Here is a 24,719-nt window from a genome sequence, read left to right as displayed (position 1 = left end):
TGTTAACAAATTAAATTAACAGTCGGCCATATTAACACGCACGGCTAAGCCGCCTTCACTTGTTTCTTTATATTTTGTATGCATATCTTTAGCGGTTTCCCACATTGTATCTACGACTTTATCTAAAGGGACCTTAACATTATTTGGATCGGTATCTAAAGCTAATTCACAAGCGTTTATAGCTTTAATAGCTCCCATGGCATTTCGCTCTATACAAGGAATTTGAACCAAACCACCAATAGGATCACAAGTGAGCCCTAAATGATGTTCCATAGCAATTTCTGCAGCAACTAAAACTTGTTCTGGACTACCTCCAGAGAGTTCACATAGTGCACCAGCAGCCATAGCAGATGAGACGCCTATTTCAGCCTGACATCCTCCCATGGCAGCACTTATAGTGGCTCCTTTTTTAAAGATGCTTCCAATTTCACCAGCAACCAATAAAAAACGTTTGATGTCTTCAAAATTACCATCGTGGTTTTCAATAACTAAGTAGTACATAAGTACAGCAGGAATAACACCAGCGCTTCCATTAGTAGGAGCAGTAACTACACGACCTAGAGAAGCATTGACTTCATTTACAGCAAGAGCAAAACAACTTACCCATTTAAGGATTTGTCTAAATTTAACCTCTGTATTTCGAATCGCATAAATCCATTCCACAGGATTTGAATATGGCGTATCTCCTTTTAAACTTTGATGCATGTCATAGGCACGACGCCTAACATTGAGTCCGCCAGGAAGACTACCTTCTGTATGACAACCTGTGTACATACATTCTAACATCGTATCCCAAATTCTTTTAAGCTCGTCATTTATTGCAGTCTCAGATCTAATTGATTTCTCATTTTCTAAAACAACTTCTGAAATGGATTTATTTAAATCGGTACAAAATTTTAAAAGCTCGGTACCCTTCTCTATTGGGTATGGAAAAGAACATTTTATTTCAAAATTTTTCTTGTGATTTGATCGTTCTTCTTTTACAACAAATCCGCCACCAATTGAATAAAAAGTCGACTTGTAATTTCTTCCATTAATTACAGCGGTAAAGGTAAGTGCATTGGCATGATAAGGCAGAAATTTTCTGTTAAAAATAATATTTGTGTTAACATCAAAAGGCAGAGTCGTTTCATTATTAAACACTATGGTATTTGTCTTTTTAATAGCATCAATAATCGTATCAATAGAATCAACAGGAATACGTTCTGGGTCGGCACCACTTAATCCGAGAAGTACCGCATAATCTGTGGCGTGTCCTTTTCCAGTTAAGGATAACGAGCCATAGAGGTCAACATTTATGCTTTCTACGCTATCAAACTTTTTAGCGACCTTAAGTTCTTTAATCCAACGTTCGGCAGCTCGCCATGGTCCCAATGTATGAGAGCTTGAAGGGCCAATACCTATTTTGAGCATGTCAAAGACAGAAATACACTCCATATTATTGATCACATTTTAGTGTGACAAATATAGTTTTTATTAGGATACGTTTTTATATTCCAAAACTATAATTTCAATAGAGCTTTGATCTAATTCTGCTAAGTTGGACAGGGGTTATATTAAGGTAAGATGCAATTTGATATTGCGGCGTTAATTGATCAATATTTGGTATGCGCTCTTTCAGTTTTAAATACCGCTCTTTGGCGTTCATTGTAGAAATTTCTATAAACATACGTTCGCCTGCCATAAATAGAAACTCTAAATAACGCGAATAAAACTTTAGTACTTCTGAGTTGGTGTTGCATAATTTCATAAACGCTTTGTAATTTATTTCATAAATATGGCAATCGGTAAGCGTTTCGTATATGAACTCCGAAGGTTTTTTTGTAAGCATGGATGTGAATGAAGCAAAAAACTCAACAGTTGTAAATAAGGATTTGGTTAATTCTTTTCCATTTTCCATAATAAGGTAAGAGCGTAATACACCTTTATTTATGAGGTATAACTTTTTACTTACTTCTCCAATGTTTACTAACTTAGTTTTTGCTTTAAACTCTTTTAGCTCTGCTATAGCATATAATTTATCATAAGTTGCTTTAGATAAAGGCGATATTGAACTCATGAAATTGAAATTAACATCGTAATAATCAATCATAGTATAAGGGTTGGTTTAATTATGTCATCTTAAAGATATGTTTTTTTGTTCGTTTGAAATTTTAATGGTTGTGACATCATGTCATATTTTTTGTCATGGCATAATCATTGTCATATAGATAACGACATTAAAATGACATAAACATTTCCGAAGTATTGGAAATAAAAACACTAAATATAAAATTATGAGTAAGATTATTGGAATCGATTTAGGAACTACAAATTCGTGCGTTTCTGTAATGGAAGGAAATGAGCCAGTAGTAATCCCAAACGCTGAAGGTAAAAGAACAACGCCTTCGGTTATCGCCTTTGTAGAAGGTGGAGAAATTAAAGTTGGTGATCCAGCAAAAAGACAAGCAGTAACAAACCCAACAAAAACGGTTTATTCGATTAAACGTTTTATGGGGAATAAATATTCTGAATCTAAAAAAGAAGCAGAACGTGTACCATATAAAGTGGTAAAAGGAGATAATGATACTCCAAGAGTAGATATTGATGGACGTCTTTATACACCACAAGAATTATCAGCTATGATTCTTCAGAAGATGAAGAAAACGGCTGAAGACTATTTAGGTCAAGATGTAAGTGAAGCAGTAATTACTGTACCTGCTTATTTTAATGACTCACAACGTCAAGCAACTAAAGAAGCTGGAGAAATTGCAGGTTTAAAAGTTCGTAGAATTATAAATGAACCAACTGCAGCAGCCTTAGCTTACGGAATGGACAAAAAAGGTGTAGATCAAAAAATCGTTGTATTCGATTTTGGTGGAGGAACACATGATGTATCTATTCTTGAATTAGGAGATGGTGTTTTTGAAGTATTATCTACAGATGGAGATACGCATTTAGGAGGTGATGATGTTGATGAGAAAATCATTAACTGGTTAGCAGAAGAGTTTAATAGCGAAGAAGGGATTGATTTACGTAAAGATCCTATGGCATTACAACGTTTAAAAGAAGCGTCGGAAAAAGCAAAGATTGAATTATCATCGTCTGCACAAACTGAAATTAACTTACCTTATGTAACGGCTACAGCTTCAGGACCAAAACACTTGGTACGTACATTAACACGTTCTAAATTTGAACAATTAATTGACGATTTAGTAAAACGTACTATTGAGCCATGTGAAACTGCCTTAAAAGCAGCCGGTTTATCAAAAAGTGATATTGATGAAGTAATACTAGTAGGTGGTTCTACACGTATTCCCGCAGTTCAAACCGCTGTTGAGAAATTTTTTGGAAAGACACCAAGTAAAGGTGTAAACCCTGATGAAGTTGTTTCTTTAGGTGCTGGAATCCAAGGAGGGGTATTAACTGGAGATGTAAAAGATGTTCTTTTATTAGATGTTACACCATTATCTCTTGGTATCGAAACTATGGGGAATGTAATGACAAAGTTGATTGATGCTAATACCACAATTCCAACTAAGAAATCACAAGTATTCTCTACAGCAGCAGATAATCAGCCATCAGTAGAAATCCATGTATTACAAGGAGAACGTCCTATGGCAGCAGATAATAAAACAATTGGTCGTTTCCATTTAGATGGAATTCCACCAGCACAAAGAGGAACACCTCAAATTGAAGTGATTTTTGATATCGATGCCAATGGTATCATTAAAGTGTCTGCAGAAGACAAAGCAACTGGTAAGAAACAGGATATTCGTATTGAAGCATCTTCAGGATTAACTGAAGAAGAAATTGCTAAAATGAAGCAAGAAGCTGAAGCAAATGCGGATGCAGATGCTAAAGCAGTAGAAAATGCAAAGAAATTGAACGAAGCAGATGCGATGATTTTCCAAACAGAAAATCAACTTAAAGAATTTGGTGATAAATTATCTGATGATAAGAAAAAGCCAATCGAAGAAGCCCTTGAAGAATTGAAGAAGGCTTTCGAAACTAAAGAGATCGATGTTATCGAACCTGCTTTAGAAAAAATCAACGAAGCATGGAAAGTCGCTTCTGAAGAAATGTACAAAGCACAAGCAGAAGCTCAACAAGGTGGAGCCGAAGCACCAGGACCAGATGCTAGTCAAGAGGCTCAGGCTGAAGGAAATGATGTTGAAGACGTAGACTTCGAAGAAGTGAAATAAGAAATCATATCTTAACATTTATAAAAACGCAATCAGAAATGGTTGCGTTTTTTATGCTTAATAGCAACGCTATTCTATAAAAAGAAACTAATTTGCAATTATGAATTTTTCGGCATCCATTGAAAGCTTAAATCAACCTAAACGCCTTGCAGTAAAACTCACTGCAAAAGGCGAAAATTATGTGCAACAATCTCATCCTTGGGTGTTTTCAGATAGTATCGTAAAAATTAATGCAGACGCCAAAACAGGTGATCTTGCAATTATCTTCGGGAAACGAAAAAATGGAATGATAGGTATTGGGCTTTATGATGCCAAATCTCCCATTCGCATTAAAATGATCTATAGCGATAGCAAACCAATGCAAGTTGACACAGACTTTTTTCTTCGGAAAATAGAAAGCGCTTACAAAAAAAGGTTGCCATTACTAAAGACTAACACAACAAGTTACAGACTGCTTTTTGGAGAAAATGATGGGTTTCCTTCATTGATTGCCGACGTGTATAATACAGTTTTGGTAGTTAAACTTTATTCTGAAATATGGCTACCTTATCTTAAAACAATATTAGAGAGTTTAATGAAAATATCAAGCTGCGATACAGCTGTCATAAGATTGAGTCGCGGATTACAAAATTCTGATGAGCATCGTTTAAAAGATGGAGATGTTGTTTATGGGACATTAGAAAATGAGATTGTTAAGTTTGTAGAGCACAATGTTAACTTTTCTGCTAATGTTATCAAAGGACATAAAACAGGTTATTTTTTAGATCATAGGGAAAATAGGAGGCAAGTAGGTCTTTTATGTAGACATAAGACAGTTTTAGATGTGTTTTCATATGCTGGCGGATTTTCAGTACATGCATTAGCCAATGAAGCAAAGGAAGTGACTAGCTTGGATATAAGTGCCCAAGCGCTAAAGATAGCAGTTCAAAATGGTAAACTTAACCACTATTCTGGAAAGCATATAACCTTGGCAGGTGATGCGTTCAAAATTCTGGAGCAACTCGTTTCAGAAAAAAAGCGTTTTGATGTCGTAGTTATTGATCCTCCTAGTTTCGCGAAACAACAATCTGAAGTACAATTGGCAAAAAAGAAATACGCACAATTGGCAAGATTAGGACAGCAACTAACGGCTAGAGAAGGTTTATTGGTACTGGCATCTTGTTCATCAAGAGTGAGGGCAACCGCGTTTTATGATATAAATGAACATACCTTAAAAGCTACTAACCGATCATTTTCCGTAGTGCAAAAAACACAACATGATATTGACCATCCTATTGGTTTTATTGAAGGGGCCTATTTAAAATGTGGCTATTATAGGTTTATGGATTAAACAACTGTTATGCATGCATAATAAATTTTATTATATTTGCTAAAATCAATTTGATATTCATGGAAACCAAACTCACTAAACTTCTCAATATAAAGCACCCAATTATACAGGCACCAATGTTTCTTGTCTCTAATGTAGCTATGGTTACCGAAGCCATGAATGCTGGTATTGCTGGTTGTATTCCTGCCTTAAATTATAGGACTTTAGATGAACTACGTGAGGCTGTTCGAGAATTGAAAGCCAATAAAGTAGAAGGAGGATCTTTCGGATTTAATCTAATTGTTAATAAATCGAATATTAAATATAAAGGGCAATTAGAAGTTTTATGTGAGGAAGGCTGTGATTTTATAATTACCTCTTTGGGTAGCCCAGAAGAAACTATAAACCAAGCCCATGCTGTTGGCATAAAAGTGTTTTGCGATGTAGTGGATTTACATTTCGCAAAGAAGGTAGAAAGTTTAGGTGCAGATGCGGCAATAGCAGTGAACAACGAAGCTGGAGGACATCGTGGTAATTTATCTCCTAAAGAACTTATTAAACTTCTAAATGAAAATTTATCTATTCCAGTAATTTCAGCAGGAGGTGTTGGATGTAAGGCAGATATTGATAAAATGCTAAGTTATGGTTCTGAAGGTGTTTCTGTTGGGAGTCCTTTTATAGCATCATTAGAAGCACAAGTGACTAATGAGTATAAGCAGGCTTGTGTTGATTATGGCGCCGATGACATCATAATGACAGAGCGTATTTCTGGGACACCTTGTACTGTTATTAATACACCTTACGTTCAGAAAATTGGAACAAAAGCAACATGGCTTGAAAATCTTCTAAATAAAAATAGAAAACTCAAAAAGTGGGTGAAAATGGTTCGCTTTTCTATTGGAATGAAAGCTACAGAAAATGCGGCAAAAAAAGCGACATATAAAACCGTTTGGGTTGCAGGACCAAGTATTGAGCATACTAAAGAAATTCTTCCTGTAAAGGCAATCGTGTCAAATTTAGTAAGCTAGATTCCTAGTTTAGATTTAAATTGTCTTCATAAATTATGTTATAATAATGATTTAAACACCTGACTATGAATTTGTTTGTAACAAATTCATGTTTTTTAAGACCTATAGATAAAATCTAGTTTAATCTTAAAAGAAATTATTATGATTCATAAAGGAGCAATTGTACTTGGTATATTACTAGGTGCTACAGCTGGCGTTTTATTGGCACCAGAAAAAGGAAGTGTTACTCGAAATAAACTTAAAAAAGAAGGAAACGACATAAAGGACCAATTATCAAAAGACTTGGCAGAAGTTAAGGGTGATTTATCTAAAGCTGCCGCTTCTGGTAAGGAAAAGTTTAACCAAAAGTTTGAAGACTTTACTTCTAAAACAAGTTATAAAACAGAACAAGCAATTACATTTTTAGAAAAGCAATTGGCTATTTTAAAAGAAAAAAATAAAACATTACAGAAAACAAGTTAAGCACTTACATAAACGAGCCCTAAGTATTTAAATACTTAGGGCTCCTAAATAGTAAGCTACTTTATAGGAATATAAAATTCGGTTTTTAATCTGTCTTCGGCTACACGATCAGGATGGCTAATATATCGTTCTCTAACTGGCTCATCACGTAGCTCGTAATCGGTTGTAATTAACCATTCTTCAAACATATAATTATAAACATCGGCAAAATATTTATAACTGCCTTGGTATAAAAAAACGGCAAACGTTCCACCTTTAAGCGTTTTAACTCCAACATCGCCTTCTGCCTTGGCATCTTTATGTATAATTAAACAGGCGTCATAACGTAGTTTGTCTGCAGGTGTAACATTAGGATCATCATAAGGTAAGCCATACATCTGTATGCCCTTTGTAAATAATTTTTGAGTTTTTACTTGTGCCCATAGTTTTGTCCATGCACTGGCATAATCAAGCGTTTGATAAGCACCTTGCATTCTATAATACAGGCAATTATTATCTTCTAAGTTTAAAATTTTTGGTTTTTTAATGTTTAATTCTCGTGTCATAATTGTTGTTTTTTTGATTGTATGAGTTTTGTTTGTTCTATATGAAGAAGGGGATACTCCAAAATAGGATTTAAATTTTTTTGATAAGGACGATGGTGATTCAAAACCAACCTTGTAAGCTATTTCTTCAATGGAAGATTTAGAAAAGCAAAGAAGTTTAGCTGCAGTCTCTATTCGCGTTCTAGAAATATATGTGCCAATTGGTTCCCCTAATAATGCTCTGCTAATACGATGAAAATGAAACGGAGAAAAATTAGAGATTTCTGCGAGTGTTTTAAGGTCAATTTTTTGATCTAAATTGGCATGTATGTATTCTATTATACAATTTAATCGTTCTTCGTAAAATGCTTTGCTGGTTTTTTTCGAGCTCATTGGTGTGATCTTAATAATTCAAAAGTAAAATGAAAATAGAAGAATCACTTTTCCAAACTTGCTCAATACTCAATATTGATTATTTTTATACAAGTTGTCCTCTTTTAATAATTGAACACGTCTTACTAATATATAAACAATTTAATTTTTAAGATTATGAAAAATTTTATGATGATTTTTATTGGTGCAGATTATGCTGCATTAGGGCTTTCACCTGAAGAACTCCAAAACCGAATGGGTAAATGGTTTGCTTGGGGAAATAAAATGGAACAAGCTGGAATTCTACGTGGAGGAGAAGCACTTACACCTCAAATTAGACGTATTTCTGGTGAGAATCGAACAGTGACAGATTTAGCTTCCGCAGAAGTTAAAGAAATTGTTGGAGGTTACTACACTGTTGAGGCGAAAGATTTTGATACCGTTCAAGATATCGCTCAAGACTTCCCAGATTATGATTTAGGCGGAACTGTTGAGATTCGTGAAATTATGGTATTTGATCGTTAATGGAACCTAAAAACATAGACCATCTATTTCGTCATCACAGTGGTAAGATGGTCTCTGTTTTGACTCGAGTTTTTGGTCTGAAACATCTTGAGATTATAGAAGATGCTGTTCAAGATACTTTTATTAAGGCCACTTTAAGTTGGCGTAAACAACAACCTGAAAACCCTGAGGCTTGGCTTACCAAGTCTGCTAAAAATAGAGTAATAGATATCTTTAGAAAACTCAATACAGAGCGCAACTTAATTCCTAAGCTTACGCAAGGGACTCAAACAATTGCCATTAATGAATTATTTTTAGATACTGAAATTGAAGATGCGCAGTTGCGAATGATTTTTACAGCATGTCATCCAAAATTGGATGCTCGTGATCGGATTTCCTTTGCTCTAAAAACAGTGTCTGGATTTAGCACGAAAGAAATAGCATCTGCATTATTGACTAAGGAAGATACTATTAAAAAACGTCTTTCTAGAGCCCGAAAAGCAATTCAAAAAGCAGATTTGAAGTTTAATATCCCGAAAGGAGAGATGCTTCATGAGCGTTTAGAAAGTGTTTTGGAAGTTTTATATTTAATATTCAATGAAGGATTCCATTCTAATACAAAAGAACAACTCATTCGAACCGATTTATGTGGTGAAGCCATGCGCTTATGCCAATTACTGTTAAAACGTGAATCTATGCGTTTGCCAAAAGTCTATGCACTCTTTGCAATTATGTGTTTCCATTCATCTAGATTAGATGCAAAACTTAATTCAAATAATGAACTTTTAGACCTAAAACATCAAGATCGAAGTTTGTGGCATTTTCCATTAATAGATCTTGGTAACGCTATGATGAACAAAGCTGTTGAAACCAATACCTTTTCAAGTTATCATTATGAAGCCGCAATCGCTGCAGAACATCTTAGAGCAAAAACTTTCGAAGACACCAATTGGGTGAAAATTTTACGATGGTATGAGGCATTATATAATTTACAGCCAATGCCATCTCATGTACTTACTATGGCTGTTATTTGTGTTCAGAATAATGAGAGTAGTAAGGCTAGTTATTACTTTGACTTGATACATCCCGAAGATTTAGAACAACGTGCCTATTTGTATTATGCAGCTAAGGCCGATTATTATGCCAAAATTTTAAATGAAACAGAAGCTATTAAACACCTTAATATGGCTATTAAACTTGTAACTAATACTTTAGAGGCAGACTACTTGAGGAAAAAGAAATCGGCAATTCTCAAAATTAAATAGTATTAATTTTATGTCCTTTTTACATCCATTTTTGAAACTATATACGCGGTAACAGTATATAAAGTTGTATACGAAAAGAAAAGGAGATCTTTAAGTTCTGTTTTAGAATTCAAATACCATTCCACACCAAAACATTGTATTTCAACGATTTAATTATAAGTATAAAAAGAATACTTTTATATTTAATAGAAATTCCCCTAGACTAGTTTTGTTGAGAAAACTAGATTATTATAATAGCATTTTATCTGAGGTTGATTAATAGCTTATATCAGCCCATTTTCTACACATGTAGTATCTATAATGTTGTGGTTTAACACGTAAACCAATTACATTATGACATTCTTTGCTATTAATTCACTTCGCTATTCTGAAATTAAAAGAATAGGATTTCTCGTAGCTTTTATATTTGGATTTCATCCTATATTTGCTCAAACTGACACACCATGTGAGGGAGCGCAGCGTTGGACTCAAGGATCAACTTGGCTTCCAGATGGCTCTATAGATGATGCACCTAATGCAGCATTTCCTAATGGTATTATAAGATGTGGGAGCTCCGCTGAAACACAATCTCAGGTGATGCCATATAACAATTCAGTATATAATTCATCCCAATTTGAAATCGATATTTCTGGTATTCCATGTGTTGATCCCAGTACTCAAACAACTGTATTTCCTGCTAACCCAACTAATGGAGAACCTATCATTTGGTTAAATTTTGATGTGAGAGCATTTGCTGGTAGTTTCGAGATTCAAATAAATGATAATTCAGGTGATGAAATAGCATGGGTCCTGTATTCGTCTAACGCCCATCAAGCAGGAACAACGTTAGCTGCCAATAATCAAGAATTAAGTGGTGACTGTGGTGACCTTAAAAGAATCGCTTGCGGTGTAGAAAGTTCCAGTACATGGAATACAATACCTATTGAAGGCGAAGATTTTCTTGAACCAGCTAACTTATATTTAGCGATTTGGGATCAAGGTGCCGATGGAGATTTAGCCGTTAATAATTTTAAAGCGAGATTTGGTTGTGGAGACAGTGATCAAGTGATTTGCTCTTTAGGTGTAGAGGACCCAATAGTATCTTGTGCTGAAAACGGAACATATTCTGTTTCTGTTCCTGTTAATGGTGCTAATGGCCAATATACGGCAACAGATCCAAATGCAATTTCTGTTTCAAACGATATTTGTTTAGGGAATCTTGGCGGAGGCGCAATTTCTGGATCTTTTACCTTAACTTATAATCAAGGGACAGATTTTAATATAGATATTTCCCCTGTAATTCCATCTACAAATGGATGTGTTGATCCATTAAATCCAACACAATGTACAGCTAATGTCTCAGGATTGAGCCCTCCTCCTGGTACCGAAGATATTATTGACAATGCTATTGTTTGTTCAGGTGATTCATATGTTTGGCCTGTTGATGGAATCAGTTATACTTTGGGAGATTCTCCTGTTGTATTGGAGCTCACAGATGCTAATGATTGCCCGTATACTGCAACTTTGACTATCACAGAATACGATGTCACACCAGATGATGCCGCTTCAGGAGAGGTTTGTGTTGGTGAGACCTTCGAATATGAAGGCAATGATTATGCTGTAGGTTCACATGATATTCCACGAACAGATGCCAATGGCTGTCCTTATACAACTGTATTAACTGTAACAGCTTATGATGTTACACCAGACGATGCAGCTTCAGGAGAAGTTTGTGTTGGTGAGACATTCGAATATGAAGGCAATGATTATGCTGTAGGCTCACATGATATTCCAAAAACAGATGCCAATGGTTGTCCATACAAAACCGTATTAACTGTAACGGCCTACGATGTGACGCCAGACGATGCAGCTTCAGGAGAGGTTTGTGTTGGTGAGACATTCGAATATGAAGGCAATGATTATGCCGTAGGCTCACATGATATTCCACGAACAGATGCCAATGGTTGTCCATATAAAACGGTATTAACTGTAACGGCCTATGATGTGACGCCAGACGATGCAGCTTCAGGAGAGGTTTGTGTTGGTGAGACCTTCGAATATGAAGGCAATGATTATGCCGTAGGCTCACATGATATTCCAAAAACAGATGCCAATGGCTGTCCTTATACAACTGTATTAACTGTAACGGCCTATGATGTGACGCCGGACGATGCAGCTTCAGGAGAGGTTTGTGTTGGTGAGACCTTCGAATATGAAGGCAGTGATTATGCTGTAGGTTCACATGATATTCCACGAACCGATGCCAATGGTTGTCCATACAAAACCGTATTAACTGTAACAGCCTATGATGTCACACCAGATGATGCAGCTTCAGGAGAAGCTTGTGTTGGTGAGACCTTCGAATATGAAGGCAATGATTATGCTGTAGGCTCATATGATATCCCACGAACCGATGCTAATGGTTGTCCATACAAAACGGTATTAACAGTTACAGCTTATGACGTCACACCAGATGATACAGCTTCAGGAGAAGTTTGCGAAGGAAATAAGTATACCTATGAAGGATTAGAATATGAAGTAGGTGTTTACGATATTCCAAAAACAGATGCCAATGGCTGTCCATATACAACAGTACTGACCGTAACAACCTTTGATACTACACCAGATGTAGTAGATAATGTAACCATATGCGAAGGAGATTCCTATCTGTGGTCAGTTGATGGCGGTACTTATAGTATTTCAGACTCGCCTGTAGAGTTGGATTTGATAGATGCTAACGGCTGTCCTTATTCGGCGACTTTAACTATAACAGAGGATGATGCGCCAGATGCAGGTGAAAATGGAGCGTTAACGGTTTGTGAAGATGTAACTCCAACAAATGAGGAGTTGTTTGAAGCGTTAGAAGGAAATCCGGATGCTGGAGGTGTTTGGAGCGGTCCTGTTAATGGCATGTATACATACACATTTGCTGCTTCAGGTTCATGTCCAGAGGTTTCAGCAACAGTAACTGTAGACACCTATGATGTTACACCAGACGATGCAGCTTCAGGAGAAGTTTGTGTTGGCGAGACATTCGAATATGAAGGTAATGATTATGCTGTAGGTTCACATGATATTCCACGAACAGATGCCAATGGTTGTCCATACAAAACCGTATTAACTGTAACAGCCTATGATGTCACGCCAGATGATGCAGCTTCAGGAGAAGTTTGTGTTGGTGATACATTCGAATATGAAGGCAATGATTATGCTGTAGGTTCACATGATATTCCAAAAACAGATGCCAACGGCTGTCCATACAAAACGGTATTAACTGTAACAGCATATGATGTCACACCAGATGATACCGCTTCAGGAGAAGTTTGTGAAGGAAATACCTTTAACTATGAAGGCATTGAATATGGTGTAGGCTCACATGATATTCCAAAAACAGATGCCAATGGTTGTCCATATACAACAGTACTGACCGTAACAACCTTTGATACTACACCAGATGTTGTAAATAATGTAACCATATGTGAAGGAGATTCGTATTTGTGGTCGGTTGATGGTGCTACTTATAGTATTTCAGACTCACCTGTAGAGTTGGATTTGATAGATGCTAACGGCTGTCCTTATTCGGCAACTTTAACTATAACAGAAGATGATGCGCCAGATGCAGGTGAAAATGGAGCGTTAACGGTTTGTGAAGATGTAACTCCAACAAATGAGGAGTTGTTTGAAGCATTAGAAGGAAATCCGGATGCTGGAGGTGTTTGGAGCGGTCCTGTTAATGGCATGTATACATACACATTTGCTGCTTCAGGTTCATGTCCAGAGGTTTCAGCAACAGTAACTGTAGACACCTATGATGTTACACCAGACGATGCAGCTTCAGGAGAAGTTTGTGTTGGCGAGACATTCGAATATGAAGGTAATGATTATGTTGTAGGTTCACATGATATTCCACGAACAGATGCCAATGGTTGTCCATACAAAACCGTATTAACTGTAACAGCATATGATGTGACGCCAGATGATGCAGCCTCAGGAGAGGTTTGTGTTGGCGAAACATTCGAGTATGAAGGCAATGATTATGCAGTAGGTTCACATGATATTCCGAGAACAGATGCCAACGGCTGTCCATACAAAACGGTATTAACTGTAACAGCATATGATGTAACACCCGATGATACCGCTTCAGGAGAAGTTTGTGAAGGAAATACCTTTAACTATGAAGGCATTGAATATGGTGTAGGCTCACATGATATTCCAAAAACAGATGCCAATGGTTGTCCATATACAACAGTACTGACCGTAACAACCTTTGATACTACACCAGATGTTGTAAATAATGTAACCATATGTGAAGGAGATTCGTATTTGTGGTCGGTTGATGGTGCTACTTATAGTATTTCAGACTCACCTGTAGAGTTGGATTTGATAGATGCTAACGGCTGTCCTTATTCGGCAATTTTAACTATAACAGAAGATGATGCGCCAGATGCAGGTGAAAATGGAGCGTTAACGGTTTGTGAAGATGTAACTCCAACAAATGAGGAGTTGTTTGAAGCATTAGAAGGAAATCCGGATGCTGGAGGTGTTTGGAGCGGTCCTGTTAATGGCATGTATACATACACATTTGCTGCTTCAGGTTCATGTCCAGAGGTTTCAGCAACAGTAACTGTAGACACCTATGATGTTACACCAGACGATGCAGCTTCAGGAGAAGTTTGTGAAGGAAATACCTTTAACTATGAAGGTAATGATTATGCTGTGGGCTCACATGATATCCCACGAACCGATGCTAATGGTTGTCCATATAAAACGGTATTAACTGTAACAGCATATGATGTAACACCCGATGATACCGCTTCAGGAGAAGTTTGTGAAGGAAATACCTTTAACTATGAAGGCATTGAATATGGTGTAGGAAGTTATGATGTTCCTAAGACCGATAGTAATGGTTGTCCGTACATTACGGTATTAACTATATCGGCTTATGATGTTACAGAAAACATAGAGGATGAAGTTACTATTTGTAAGGAAGACTCTTATACTTGGTCTGTTAATGGTGAGACATATACTGCAGCCGATTCACCAGTAGAGTTAGATTTAGAAGATGCTAATGGTTGTCCTTATTCGGCTACACTTATCATTAATGAAGACACAGCTCCAGACCCTGGTGAAGATGGTGTACTTACAGTTTGCGAAAATGTAACACCAACCAATGAGGAGTTGTTTGAAGCGTTAGAAGGAAACCCGGATACTGGAGGTATATGGAGCGGACCAGTTAATGGAGTTTACAAATATATGTTTGAAGCTTCTGGCTCATGTCCTGAAGTCTACGCAACCGTGACGGTATACGAATATGATGCGACTGAAAATATTGATGAGGTAGTTACCGTATGTTTTGAAGATTCATATTTATGGGATGTCGATCAGAATAGTTACACGGCGACCGACTCGCCAGTAGAGTTAGAGCTAATTGATGCCAATGGTTGCCCTTATACTGCAACATTGACTATTTTAGAACATCCTAGAACTGAGAACATAGAAGATGAAGCAAGTATTTGTGGTGATGAAACTTATTTATGGGAAGTAGATGGTAATACATATTCGGCATCCGATTCTCCAGTAGAACTCAATCTGTTTGACGACAATGGTTGTCCGTACACGGCTACTTTAATAATTAATCAAAGTACCGAAGCTAATGCTGGTGAAAATGGAATACTTACTGTTTGTGAAGGTGTGATACCAACATTTGAAGAACTATTTGAAGCCTTAGGCGGAAACCCAGACCCAGGTGGTATTTGGACTGGACCTTTAAATGGAGAGTATACATATACATTTGTGGGGTCAGAATCATGCCCTGGATCTTCAGCAATTGTGAAGGTTTACGAATATCCTAAGAAGAAAAACATTAAGGATGAAGTGACCGTTTGTTATGGTTATGGCTATAGATGGGACGTTGATGGTAATCTGTATTTTGCGGAAGACTCTCCTGTGATTTTAGAATTAGCGAACGAAAATGGATGTTCTTATACGGCTACATTGATAATAGACGAATATCCTGAACCAGAACGCGTACTTCATGAAGTAACAGTTTGTCTTGGAGGATCTTATACATGGCCATTAACAGGTGAAACCTATACCGCTGCGGACTCTCCAATTAAAACTAAGGTTTATGATGAAAATGGTTGTTTATATAAAGCAAGATTAGAAATTACAGAAAATGAAACTGTTATAGGATCGCATCCATATGTTGGTCCAATTTGTTTAGAAGATGGACCTGTGATTTTGTCTGGCGGCCAACCTGCAGGTGGTATTTACTCTGGTATAGGAGTTATAGATAATGAAGATGGGACCTACAGTATAGATCCAAGTGCTCTTGGTACAGGGGTTCATGATATTGAATATGTATTTGCGCTCGGTTCTAAATGCCAAGACAGTGTCAAATTTGAGGTTGAAATTGTAGAGTGCTGTGTTGATGAAACTGCTTATGCTTTTGCACCAAATTCTGGAGCAAATGAATGGTGTTTCATAGAATCTACATCGCTTGTAGATAATAGTAATTGGGGATGGACTAATGGTGGTCTAAATCTTGAGTCTCAAAATGAATTAGGGGATTATAATACTTATACATTTGATTTATATGCTGGATCTGGTAACGATTGTGACCCTAACGACGAAAATTCGCCAGGTGTTCTTGTTGGATATGTTACTGTTGAGCGTTCAGGTGATGAAATTTATGTGACTTACACATTAGATGAAGGTGATGAGAATGTATTTTACAGACTAGACCTTGTTCATGTATATGCGGGTTGTGGACCTTATCCATGTATTGGTTCCCAAACAGGACGACTGTGCGCACCAACAACAGCTCCTGGTCAGTATCCTTATTCTGGTGTTTCAAATGATGGAAATTCGGCCACTATTGTTTTCTCTATAGATGATATTCAGATTACTGAATGTCTGGCAAACTTCTATCTAATTGCACATGCCGAAGTTCAAGTTTGTGAAATTCCTAAAGGAGATAAGAAAAAGGATGAACAACGGAGTGTACAAACAGATACGTCTGTAGACTTTAAAGCATATCCAGTGCCTTATACAAAAGAAATTAATATCGCTTATGTTTATGAGTTTGATACAGATGTTTCTATTCAGGTTATGGACGTGCGTGGAATGTTATTAAAGGATATTTCTGTAAAAGATTATATCAAAGGTTATGATGGTATTAGTAAAATAGATTTATCCAATATTAATGATCAGATTCTATTTGTTAAGGTAACAACGAGCAAAGGTACGATGGTAAAGAAAATTATTTCTTCAAATAAGAAATAATACTATAATTGATTTAATAGCAATAATTAATTATTAATTGAGAAAAGTGGCCATTATTAATGGCTGCTTTTTGATTTTAAACCATATTGCATAGAATCGTCGTATTTACTTCATGAATACCTTCAAACGGAATTATGTCTAAATTATTAAATAAATTTTGGGCTTTAGATTGCTCTCTTTGCATGCGTTCATCATTGAGGTACTCATCGTTAATACCATAGATAAGACTTGTTTTACCAGAGAAAAATTTAAAATCATGAGCTGTTAATTCTTCAGGAATGCCTCCCGAATGCAATATCAAATGAGAACATTGAAGTTGTCTTTTTGCTAAGTATCTCATGGCAACACTAACACCTTGAGAATAGCCCATAACAATTAAATTGATTCCATCTGGTAACTGTTCTTGTTCAAAAATTGAATCAAAATAAGTCATTACATTTTTGGTTTCTAAACTGGTGTTTTCTCGCGTTAACCAACTAGCTCCAACGTGCTTAAATTTTGATGTAATGTAATATTTACTTTGGGCTTGTGGTGCTATAATATAGTTGTCTTTGGTGTCTAAGCCCTTAAAATATTTGAGAAAATAACGGCTTAAATAACCCATGCCATGACATACAAACCATACATTTTTGGTAGAAGAACTTAATGTGTTTAACGTGGAGTAACTATTAGTAATGGCATAAGAAATTTCCTTTTCTGTAGATTTCATTTTGTATTTTTGTTTGCGACTTTAAAAATACAGTATTATATGCAATTATCTAAAGAAGATATTCTGGTAAAGGCCAATGCATCTTGCAAAAACACCTTAATGGAAACACTCAGTATTGAGATTGTTGACTATGGCGATGATTTTTTAATAGCAAGAATGCCAGTAACTCCAAAAGTTCATCAACCGGATGGTGTACTTCATGGTGGTGCAACGGCAGCCTTAGCTGAAAGCGTAGGTAGTTTTGCATCACATATTTTTTTAGATACCGAAAACTTGTTTGTAAGAGGTCTGGAGATAACTGCTAATCATCTTAAAAGTGTTTCAGAAGGTTATGTCTACGCTAAGGCCGTCTTTGTTCATAAGGGAAGAACAACCCAGCTTTTAGATATAAGAATTACAGATGATAATAATAATTTGGTGTCTATTTGTAAGCTGTCTACTATTTCCCTTCCTAAAAGAAATAAATAATGCGTCAAGAAGATTTCTTTTTTCAGATAGAATCTCATTTTAAAAATAAATTACCTTTTGTAGCATATAAAAAACCTAACGAGAGTATAGTTAAGGGGTGGTTTCAAAATAATGATAACGTACATTATACGTCCAATTTTGATGAAAGCGGATTTGTATTTTCACCTTTTGACTCCAAAAAGCCCACAGTTATTTTTCCAACGGAATCATCAAAAATAATTACTTCTGAAATGGGGTTAACATTAAACGTTGATCATGGCGAAAGCCAACATGATACGGCTACACACTTTAAGGAACATGTCGAATTAGTGCAAAAAGGGGTGGATATTATTCATAAAAGCGAACTAGAAAAAGTGGTCTTATCCAGAGCTGAGGTTGTGCCTATTTCAGATAAAAACCCACTACAAATATTTAGGAAGTTACTTCATCAGTATTCAGCCGCATTTGTATACATTTGGTATCATCCAAAGGTTGGGTTATGGTTAGGCGCAACACCAGAAACATTATTAAATATTGATGGTTTACGTTTTAAAACCATGTCCTTGGCTGGTACACAATATTATGTAGATACCTTAGATGTTACATGGGATTCTAAGAATATAGATGAACAACGTATCGTTACAGAATTTATAGTTAATGAACTCGAACCCTTTGTAGATCAATTGAACGTATCAAATCCAAAGACAGTCAAAGCAGGAACATTGTTGCATCTGCAATCTCAAATTTCGGGTATACTAAAACCCAATCATCTGAAAAACATTGTTTTATCTTTGCATCCAACACCAGCTGTTTGTGGTTTGCCAAAAGTTGAAGCGAAATATTTTATTCAGAATAACGAAAACTACGACCGCGAATTCTATACAGGGTTTTTAGGAGAACTCAATTTAAAAACCTCGCGAATAAGAAATACCAACAAGCGAAATGTAGAAAACAATGCATATGCTACGATAAAAACAGAAAGTCAGCTTTTTGTTAATCTACGATGTATGCAAATAAAAAACGAACGTGCTTTAATTTACGTTGGAGGAGGTATAACCAAAGATTCTATCCCTCTTGATGAATGGGAAGAAACCGTTAAAAAATCAAAGACAATGATGTCGGTTTTAAATTAATTATACCACACAGCATATTTCTGTCGCCTTAATTCTAAAGCCAAGGTTTCTTCCATTTTTATAGCCTCTGCTCTTGTTGTCATTGGGGCAATATGATTGTATAAACTAGGTCTTAAATAATTGCCGTATTTCTCAACAATATTAGAAGAAAGTTTATGTCCCTTTTTGTTTCTATAGCCTGTTTTGTGTTGTAGAAATCGTTCTTTTGGAGTTTTACTCGTCATACCTACATACAAACATTGTAGTACACCATTAAACTGAGGGTTTGCATTACGAAACCTAGTATTTTCTGTAAACACTCGTTTTGATAATTCGATAACGTAGACGCGATATAGAGTTTTGGGCATTACTATTTTTTATATCTATAACATGAAATTTTCATTTCAATGTATGTTGCTAATCGGTGTTTGATGTTCAGTCAATAGACTTTAATAATTCGATCACTGCTGCTTCAATTTGTTCGTCTTTTCCACCAGTGATATTGTCAAATCCATTTTTAACTAGAATATCTGGCATGAGTTCTTTATTTTCTAAGACGTCACCTTCAATATCTAATACTTGCATATTTGGTATGCCGAATACAATACCATTCTGTATGCGTTCCCACCAAACAAAACTGCAAGTGCCAGGAACGGGCATGCCAACGAGTTTTCCAATTTTTAAGTCTTTATAACCAGCTGGTGTACAATGAGCATCAGAGTAGTTAGACTCTCCCATCAGCATAATACTTGGTTTTGTCCAGCGGCGTTGAGATTCCATACCAATAATTTTACCACCATTTTGAAACTCCATATACTTTTCTCCACTTAAAAACGTAGTAATATCGTCAACCAAGTCTCCACCACCATTAAAACGCGTATCTACTACGAGTGCCTTTTTATTTACTTCATCTCCCATTACGTTTTCCAAAAACTCTCTAAAACTGCGATCGCTCATACTTCTAATATGCATATAACCAATTTGATTATTTGAGAGTTTATGAACGAGTTCTCTGTTTTTCTTAATCCATCGCTGATATCGCAATTCATTTTCGGCACCTATAGAAATTGGTTTTACACGTTCTTTCCATTTATCTTTTGTTGTAGGGTTATAGTAGGAAATAGTAATCGCTTCTCCTGCTTTACGGTTTAATAACTTATAATAATTCATGTTATTCGTAATGACCTCTCCATTAATAGCCTGTATAATGACACCAGCTTTTACTTTTTTATCACTATTGACTAACGGACTTCCTTCTATAATTTCCGAAATTTTAAGTCCGTCACCTTTATGATTCTCATCAATAAAAATTCCTAAAGAAGCCGTTTGATCTCCCTTTATATTAGGAGATCTAAAGCGAGCGCCTGTATGAGATGCATTTAATTCTCCTAGTAATTCTCCTAGAATATCTTTAAAATCATAATCATTATTAATATGTGGGACAAACTTTTTGTAATTTTCTGAAAGCGCATCCCAAGGGGCTCCATGTAAATTTGGATCTAAGAATTTTTTCTTTACTTGACGAGACACATGATCCATAAGGTAAAGACGTTCGGCCGATAGATTAAATGACATTTCATCATTAATTCCTACGCCTTTACGTTTTCCTGATCCAACATCGACTTTTGCAATCTTACCTCGACTTAATATAAACACCTCCTTAGCATCTTTTCCAAAAACCATTGAGCCTCCGCGACCAAATTTCCCTAAGGATTTTATTTCTCTTGTTCGAAGATCTAACTTCCACAAATCGGCCTGATTATCAACACGTCCAAGGTATAGTAATGATTTAGAATCTTTTGTTATTAAGGCGTCAGACAAGTTTGTAGAAAACAATGATAATTTCGCTTTTCGTTTATTTAAATTATCAAATTCAATGACAATAGGTTTTAATTTTGGCTTTTTGTCTTTATTAGCCTCAGTTTCATCTTTATCACTTTTATCATTTTCTTTTTTATCCTCTGTTTTTTTGTCATCAATCAAGAACGAAAATTCATCTTTATTTAGCCTAAATTTATCATAAGCTTCTTGTGTTAAGAACACACCATAGACATCCAATTGTGAAGGACCGGTTTTAGCAACACTGTGCATACCGTTTCGGTCTGAAGCCCAATATAAAATCGTTCCATCTAAAGACCATTTTGGAGAAAAATCGCTAAAACCACTTTTAGAAATATTAATAAGTTTACCTGTTCCATCGGCTTTTATAATACCAATTTCACCAAACCAATACTGATCAGGATAGAATGTAATGGCCAGCCATTTCCCATCAGGACTCCATTCGTATTGCTGATCGCCATCAGAATAAGAGAAATGTTTCTCGCCGTTATGTATAACAGTGACTTTTTTCGATTTTAAATTTATGGTTCTCAATTTTGTGCGTTCTTCCAAATATGCAATGTCTTCTCCAGTAGGAGAGAACTTAGGTTGAAAACTTTCGGATGCATTGGCAAGTAAAACATCTTCGTCTAATTCTAAAGCATTTAAAAAATACTTATCGTTATCTGAGGCGATCGTTTGTGTGTAAAGATTCCAACTGTTATTACGTTCTCCCGCATACACAATAGTTCTGCCATCTGGACTAATATCAATACTGCGTTCTTGTTCAGGTGTATTGGTAAGTCGCCTTGTTAAACTTCCGTCAATAGAAGTTACAAACACATCTCCTCTATAAATAAAGATCAACTCTTTACCATTAGGAGATGGCACCATATCTGTCACATTTCCGTTAACAAAAAGAAGCTCATTATCCATTAAAGACTGATCGCCACTTACATCTACAGAAACTTTCTTGGGAGATTCTCCCGGCCTTTGTGTATATATAGTTCCATTAAAACTATAGGCCAAAACGTCATTTTTAGACACCGATAGATGCCTTACGGGATGCATTTTAAATTCTGAAATTTGAGTCGATTGATTTGGATTAGAGAAATTTGACTTATAAACATTGAAGGTTCCATCTTTTTCTGATAAAAAATAATAAGAATCCCCAGTACCAAAAACAGGATTTCTATTTTCGCCTTTAAAGTTTGATAGTTTTGTGTATTGCCCAGATTTACTTTTTATCCATATATCTCTTGTAACAGACGATGTATGATGCTTTCTCCATTGATCTTCATAACCTTTTATTTCCTCAAAAATCATATCACCTTGACTATTGTTTTGAGCCTCATATGCAGGAAAACTAGTAAGTTGCTTCGGTTTGGTAGCATTAAGATTAACGCTATATAATTCACCTAACCTATGAAATAATAGTGAGTTTTGACCATCTAAACGAATGCTATTAAACCATACAGCATCATCCTTTTGAGAGAAATCGGTTGGCATATCATCGGCAGAGTGAAAGGTGAGGCGTTTAACATTTGTACCAGACGAAGACATTACAAATACGTCGAAATTACCATGACGATTAGAGGCAAATGCAATTTGTTTTCCGTCATGAGACCAAACAGGCTTTGTGTCATAGGCACTGTTCGTTGTTAATCGTGTAGCCTTTCCTCCGTTGGTTGGAACAACATAAATATCGGCATTGTATGTAAATGCAATTTGATTTCCGTTAGGAGAAATAGACGTATTGCGTAACCATAAATTATCATTTTGCTGTGCAAAACTTATATTAAGCGTAGAAAATGTGACAAGAAGAAAAATGAGGGAATTAATTTTCATGTTTTTTGATTTGATTATAAAGAAGTGAAAGTTAGTAAATTAATTGTTTTAAATCTTATTTTTTTTGACACCTAATTTAAATAACTTTGTGGTTAAATGAAGTACCCTAAAATTCCGCTTGCACAAACTGTGGTACAGTTGTGTAAACTTAAAAATATAAAGCATATAGTAATATCTCCTGGAAGTAGAAATGCACCCTTAACTATTGGTTTTACTAGTGATAATTTCTTTAATTGCTACAGTATTGTAGACGAACGTTGCGCAGCGTTTTTTGCACTTGGTATGGCACAACAAATTGGAGAACCTGTTGTTGTAGTTTGTACATCTGGTAGTGCTCTACTAAATTATTATCCCGCAGTTTCAGAAGCGTTTTACAGCGATATTCCTTTGGTGGTAGTGTCTGCAGATAGGCCTAAACATCTGGTTGGTATCGGAGATGGCCAAACTATAAATCAAAAAAACATATACGAAAACCACATTTTATACTCGGCAAATCTTAAACTCGATTTGAAAGATAATAATGAGACGTTAGAAAAAGAAGAACTTCCAATCATTAAGAGTATCGAAAATAAGATTGAACACTTTTTAGGTTTGCAACAAGATATTCAATCTTATAATGAAGAAGAACTAAATAAAGCGTTCAATTTAGCACAATTTAAAAAGGGGCCAGTACATATTAATGTACCTTTAGATGAACCTCTTTATGAAACAGTTGAAAAGTTAACGGTCAGTCCTAAGTCGAATGCTATTCATTTACATTATCCTGAAATTGATCAAAAGGAAATTCAAGACTGTATTAATCAATGGCATTTGGCAACTAAAAAGATGATATTGGTTGGTGTATTGCCTCCTAATGAAATTGAACAAGAATGGTTAAACCAATTGGCAGATGATGAGAGTGTTATTGTTTTTACTGAAACAACATCCAATTTACACCATCCTAATTTTTTTCCGAGTATAGATAAAATAATAGCGCCATTAGCAGCTACTGAATTTAAAGACCTTCAGCCCGAAATATTAGTTACTCTTGGAGGTTTGGTGGTTTCAAAAAAGATAAAGGCGTTTTTAAGAACATATAAGCCCAAACACCATTGGCACATTAATGAGAAAAAAGCAAACAATACATTTTTTTGCTTAAATAAGCATATTGTAGCCAAACCAAATAGTTTCTTTTCTGCAGTCTTGCCAAAAATCACAAACGGTTCAAAAAGTACTTATTTCAATACTTGGTCTAGAGTAAAACAACATAGAAGCCTTAAGCATTTAGAATATGAAGAACAGATTCCGTTTAGTGATTTTAAGGTCTTTAGTATTGTACTGAAAGCATTACCCAATACTACCGTTTTGCAGTTAAGCAATAGTTCTACTGTGAGATATGCGCAATTATTTGATTTAAATCAATCCCTTACTGTATTTTGTAATAGAGGTACTAGTGGTATTGATGGCAGTACTTCTACCGCTATAGGTTGTGCTGTTGTTCATGAAAAGCAAACAACCTGTATAACAGGAGATTTGAGTTTTTTCTACGATAGTAATGCCTTATGGAATGATTACATTCCTGAAAACTTCAGAATTATTTTAATTAATAATCAAGGAGGCGGTATTTTTAGAATCCTGCCAGGACATAAAAACACCGAAAACTTTGATCATTTCTTTGAAACGAAACACAGTTTATCTGCTCAGCAATTATGTGATATGTATGGCTTTGAGTACAGAAATGCGCGAACAGAAATTCAACTAAAAGAAAATTTGAAGTCCTTTTTTGAAACATCAAATACACCACGTCTTTTGGAAGTTTTTACACCAAGAACCATTAACGATTCCGTTTTACTAGATTATTTTAAATATGTAAGATAAATGTGACTTAGTCACTT

The 24,719-nt window shown here is 35.7% G+C and carries 16 protein-coding genes; 10 read left to right on the top strand and 6 right to left on the bottom strand.

Going from position 1 to position 24,719, the window contains the following annotated elements; all coding sequences use genetic code 11:
- Positions 1-15: 15 nt before the first annotated feature.
- Entirely contained in the window at positions 16-1,437 is a 1,422-nt protein-coding gene (locus tag Q0787_RS08975; protein WP_298902137.1) for an L-serine ammonia-lyase, read from the bottom strand.
- Between the two features lie 73 nt (positions 1,438-1,510).
- A complete protein-coding gene (locus tag Q0787_RS08970) occupies positions 1,511-2,092 on the bottom strand; it encodes a Crp/Fnr family transcriptional regulator (RefSeq protein WP_298902136.1) in 582 nt (193 codons plus the stop codon).
- A gap of 184 nt (positions 2,093-2,276) precedes the next feature.
- On the opposite strand from Q0787_RS08970, the gene dnaK reads away from it, so the two are divergent.
- The 4 genes from dnaK (at position 2,277) to Q0787_RS08950 (ending at position 6,983) form a co-directional block, all read left to right on the top strand.
- Positions 2,277-4,184: a molecular chaperone DnaK gene (dnaK, locus tag Q0787_RS08965; RefSeq protein ID WP_298902134.1), complete on the top strand. Its 1,908-nt coding sequence runs from the start codon at positions 2,277-2,279 to the stop codon at positions 4,182-4,184.
- Between the two features lie 100 nt (positions 4,185-4,284).
- A complete protein-coding gene (locus Q0787_RS08960) occupies positions 4,285-5,514 on the top strand; it encodes a class I SAM-dependent rRNA methyltransferase (RefSeq protein WP_298902133.1) in 1,230 nt (409 codons plus the stop codon).
- Positions 5,515-5,573: 59 nt separating this feature from the next.
- Entirely contained in the window at positions 5,574-6,521 is a 948-nt protein-coding gene (locus tag Q0787_RS08955; RefSeq protein ID WP_298902132.1) for a nitronate monooxygenase, read from the top strand.
- 141 nt (positions 6,522-6,662) lie between these two features.
- On the top strand, positions 6,663-6,983 hold the full coding sequence (locus tag Q0787_RS08950) for a YtxH domain-containing protein (RefSeq protein ID WP_298902131.1): 321 nt from the start codon (positions 6,663-6,665) through the stop codon (positions 6,981-6,983).
- Between the two features lie 56 nt (positions 6,984-7,039).
- On the opposite strand, the gene Q0787_RS08945 is transcribed toward Q0787_RS08950, so the two are convergent.
- Positions 7,040-7,900, bottom strand: coding sequence for a GyrI-like domain-containing protein (locus tag Q0787_RS08945; protein ID WP_298902130.1), 861 nt, complete (start codon positions 7,898-7,900; stop codon positions 7,040-7,042).
- 156 nt (positions 7,901-8,056) lie between these two features.
- On the opposite strand from Q0787_RS08945, the gene Q0787_RS08940 reads away from it, so the two are divergent.
- The 3 genes from Q0787_RS08940 to Q0787_RS08930 all read left to right on the top strand — a co-directional run bounded on the left by Q0787_RS08940 (position 8,057) and on the right by Q0787_RS08930 (position 16,911).
- Positions 8,057-8,404, top strand: coding sequence for a YciI family protein (locus Q0787_RS08940; protein WP_298902129.1), 348 nt, complete (start codon positions 8,057-8,059; stop codon positions 8,402-8,404).
- Entirely contained in the window at positions 8,404-9,648 is a 1,245-nt protein-coding gene (locus Q0787_RS08935; RefSeq protein ID WP_298902128.1) for a sigma-70 family RNA polymerase sigma factor, read from the top strand. The genes Q0787_RS08940 and Q0787_RS08935 overlap by 1 nt, the downstream gene beginning before the upstream one ends.
- A 333-nt stretch (positions 9,649-9,981) precedes the next feature.
- Positions 9,982-16,911 (top strand): hypothetical protein, encoded by a 6,930-nt coding sequence (locus Q0787_RS08930; RefSeq protein ID WP_298902127.1) that lies wholly within the window; start codon positions 9,982-9,984, stop codon positions 16,909-16,911.
- 76 nt (positions 16,912-16,987) lie between these two features.
- Here the strand turns inward: Q0787_RS08930 and Q0787_RS08925 are convergent, their stop codons facing one another.
- Positions 16,988-17,620, bottom strand: coding sequence for an esterase (locus Q0787_RS08925; protein ID WP_298902125.1), 633 nt, complete (start codon positions 17,618-17,620; stop codon positions 16,988-16,990).
- Positions 17,621-17,659: 39 nt separating this feature from the next.
- Between Q0787_RS08925 and Q0787_RS08920 the strand changes: the two genes are divergently transcribed.
- A complete protein-coding gene (locus Q0787_RS08920; protein WP_298902123.1) occupies positions 17,660-18,088 on the top strand; it encodes a PaaI family thioesterase in 429 nt (142 codons plus the stop codon).
- Positions 18,088-19,200 (top strand): chorismate-binding protein, encoded by a 1,113-nt coding sequence (locus tag Q0787_RS08915; protein WP_298902121.1) that lies wholly within the window; start codon positions 18,088-18,090, stop codon positions 19,198-19,200. The genes Q0787_RS08920 and Q0787_RS08915 overlap by 1 nt, the downstream gene beginning before the upstream one ends.
- Here the strand turns inward: Q0787_RS08915 and Q0787_RS08910 are convergent.
- Positions 19,197-19,547 carry a ribose-5-phosphate isomerase gene (locus Q0787_RS08910; protein WP_298902118.1) on the bottom strand — a complete coding sequence of 117 codons (351 nt, stop codon included), beginning with the start codon at positions 19,545-19,547 and terminating at the stop codon, positions 19,197-19,199. The genes Q0787_RS08915 and Q0787_RS08910 overlap by 4 nt on opposite strands.
- Before the next feature lie 67 nt (positions 19,548-19,614).
- Complete coding sequence (locus tag Q0787_RS08905; protein ID WP_298902117.1) at positions 19,615-22,845, bottom strand: S41 family peptidase; 3,231 nt, start codon at positions 22,843-22,845, stop codon at positions 19,615-19,617.
- A gap of 96 nt (positions 22,846-22,941) precedes the next feature.
- Between Q0787_RS08905 and menD the strand changes: the two genes are divergently transcribed.
- Positions 22,942-24,702, top strand: a complete 1,761-nt coding sequence (gene menD, locus Q0787_RS08900) for a 2-succinyl-5-enolpyruvyl-6-hydroxy-3-cyclohexene-1-carboxylic-acid synthase (RefSeq protein ID WP_298902116.1) — start codon at positions 22,942-22,944, stop codon at positions 24,700-24,702.
- The last annotated feature ends 17 nt before the right edge of the window (positions 24,703-24,719 follow it).

Source organism: uncultured Psychroserpens sp. (assembly GCF_947492715.1).
In the GTDB taxonomy this organism is placed as follows: Bacteria; Bacteroidota; Bacteroidia; order Flavobacteriales; family Flavobacteriaceae; genus Psychroserpens.
The sequence above is the reverse complement of the archived record's forward strand: the minus strand, read 5'-3'. Positions and strand labels throughout refer to the sequence as shown.

Coding starts and splice junctions, on each gene's coding strand:
- Q0787_RS08975 (WP_298902137.1), bottom strand. CDS start 1,437: ATGGAGTGTATTTCTGTCTTTGACATGCTCAAAATAGGTATTGGCCCT.
- Q0787_RS08970 (WP_298902136.1), bottom strand. CDS start 2,092: ATGATTGATTATTACGATGTTAATTTCAATTTCATGAGTTCAATATCG.
- dnaK (WP_298902134.1), top strand. CDS start 2,277: ATGAGTAAGATTATTGGAATCGATTTAGGAACTACAAATTCGTGCGTT.
- Q0787_RS08960 (WP_298902133.1), top strand. CDS start 4,285: ATGAATTTTTCGGCATCCATTGAAAGCTTAAATCAACCTAAACGCCTT.
- Q0787_RS08955 (WP_298902132.1), top strand. CDS start 5,574: ATGGAAACCAAACTCACTAAACTTCTCAATATAAAGCACCCAATTATA.
- Q0787_RS08950 (WP_298902131.1), top strand. CDS start 6,663: ATGATTCATAAAGGAGCAATTGTACTTGGTATATTACTAGGTGCTACA.
- Q0787_RS08945 (WP_298902130.1), bottom strand. CDS start 7,900: ATGAGCTCGAAAAAAACCAGCAAAGCATTTTACGAAGAACGATTAAAT.
- Q0787_RS08940 (WP_298902129.1), top strand. CDS start 8,057: ATGAAAAATTTTATGATGATTTTTATTGGTGCAGATTATGCTGCATTA.
- Q0787_RS08935 (WP_298902128.1), top strand. CDS start 8,404: ATGGAACCTAAAAACATAGACCATCTATTTCGTCATCACAGTGGTAAG.
- Q0787_RS08930 (WP_298902127.1), top strand. CDS start 9,982: ATGACATTCTTTGCTATTAATTCACTTCGCTATTCTGAAATTAAAAGA.
- Q0787_RS08925 (WP_298902125.1), bottom strand. CDS start 17,620: ATGAAATCTACAGAAAAGGAAATTTCTTATGCCATTACTAATAGTTAC.
- Q0787_RS08920 (WP_298902123.1), top strand. CDS start 17,660: ATGCAATTATCTAAAGAAGATATTCTGGTAAAGGCCAATGCATCTTGC.
- Q0787_RS08915 (WP_298902121.1), top strand. CDS start 18,088: ATGCGTCAAGAAGATTTCTTTTTTCAGATAGAATCTCATTTTAAAAAT.
- Q0787_RS08910 (WP_298902118.1), bottom strand. CDS start 19,547: ATGCCCAAAACTCTATATCGCGTCTACGTTATCGAATTATCAAAACGA.
- Q0787_RS08905 (WP_298902117.1), bottom strand. CDS start 22,845: ATGAAAATTAATTCCCTCATTTTTCTTCTTGTCACATTTTCTACGCTT.
- menD (WP_298902116.1), top strand. CDS start 22,942: ATGAAGTACCCTAAAATTCCGCTTGCACAAACTGTGGTACAGTTGTGT.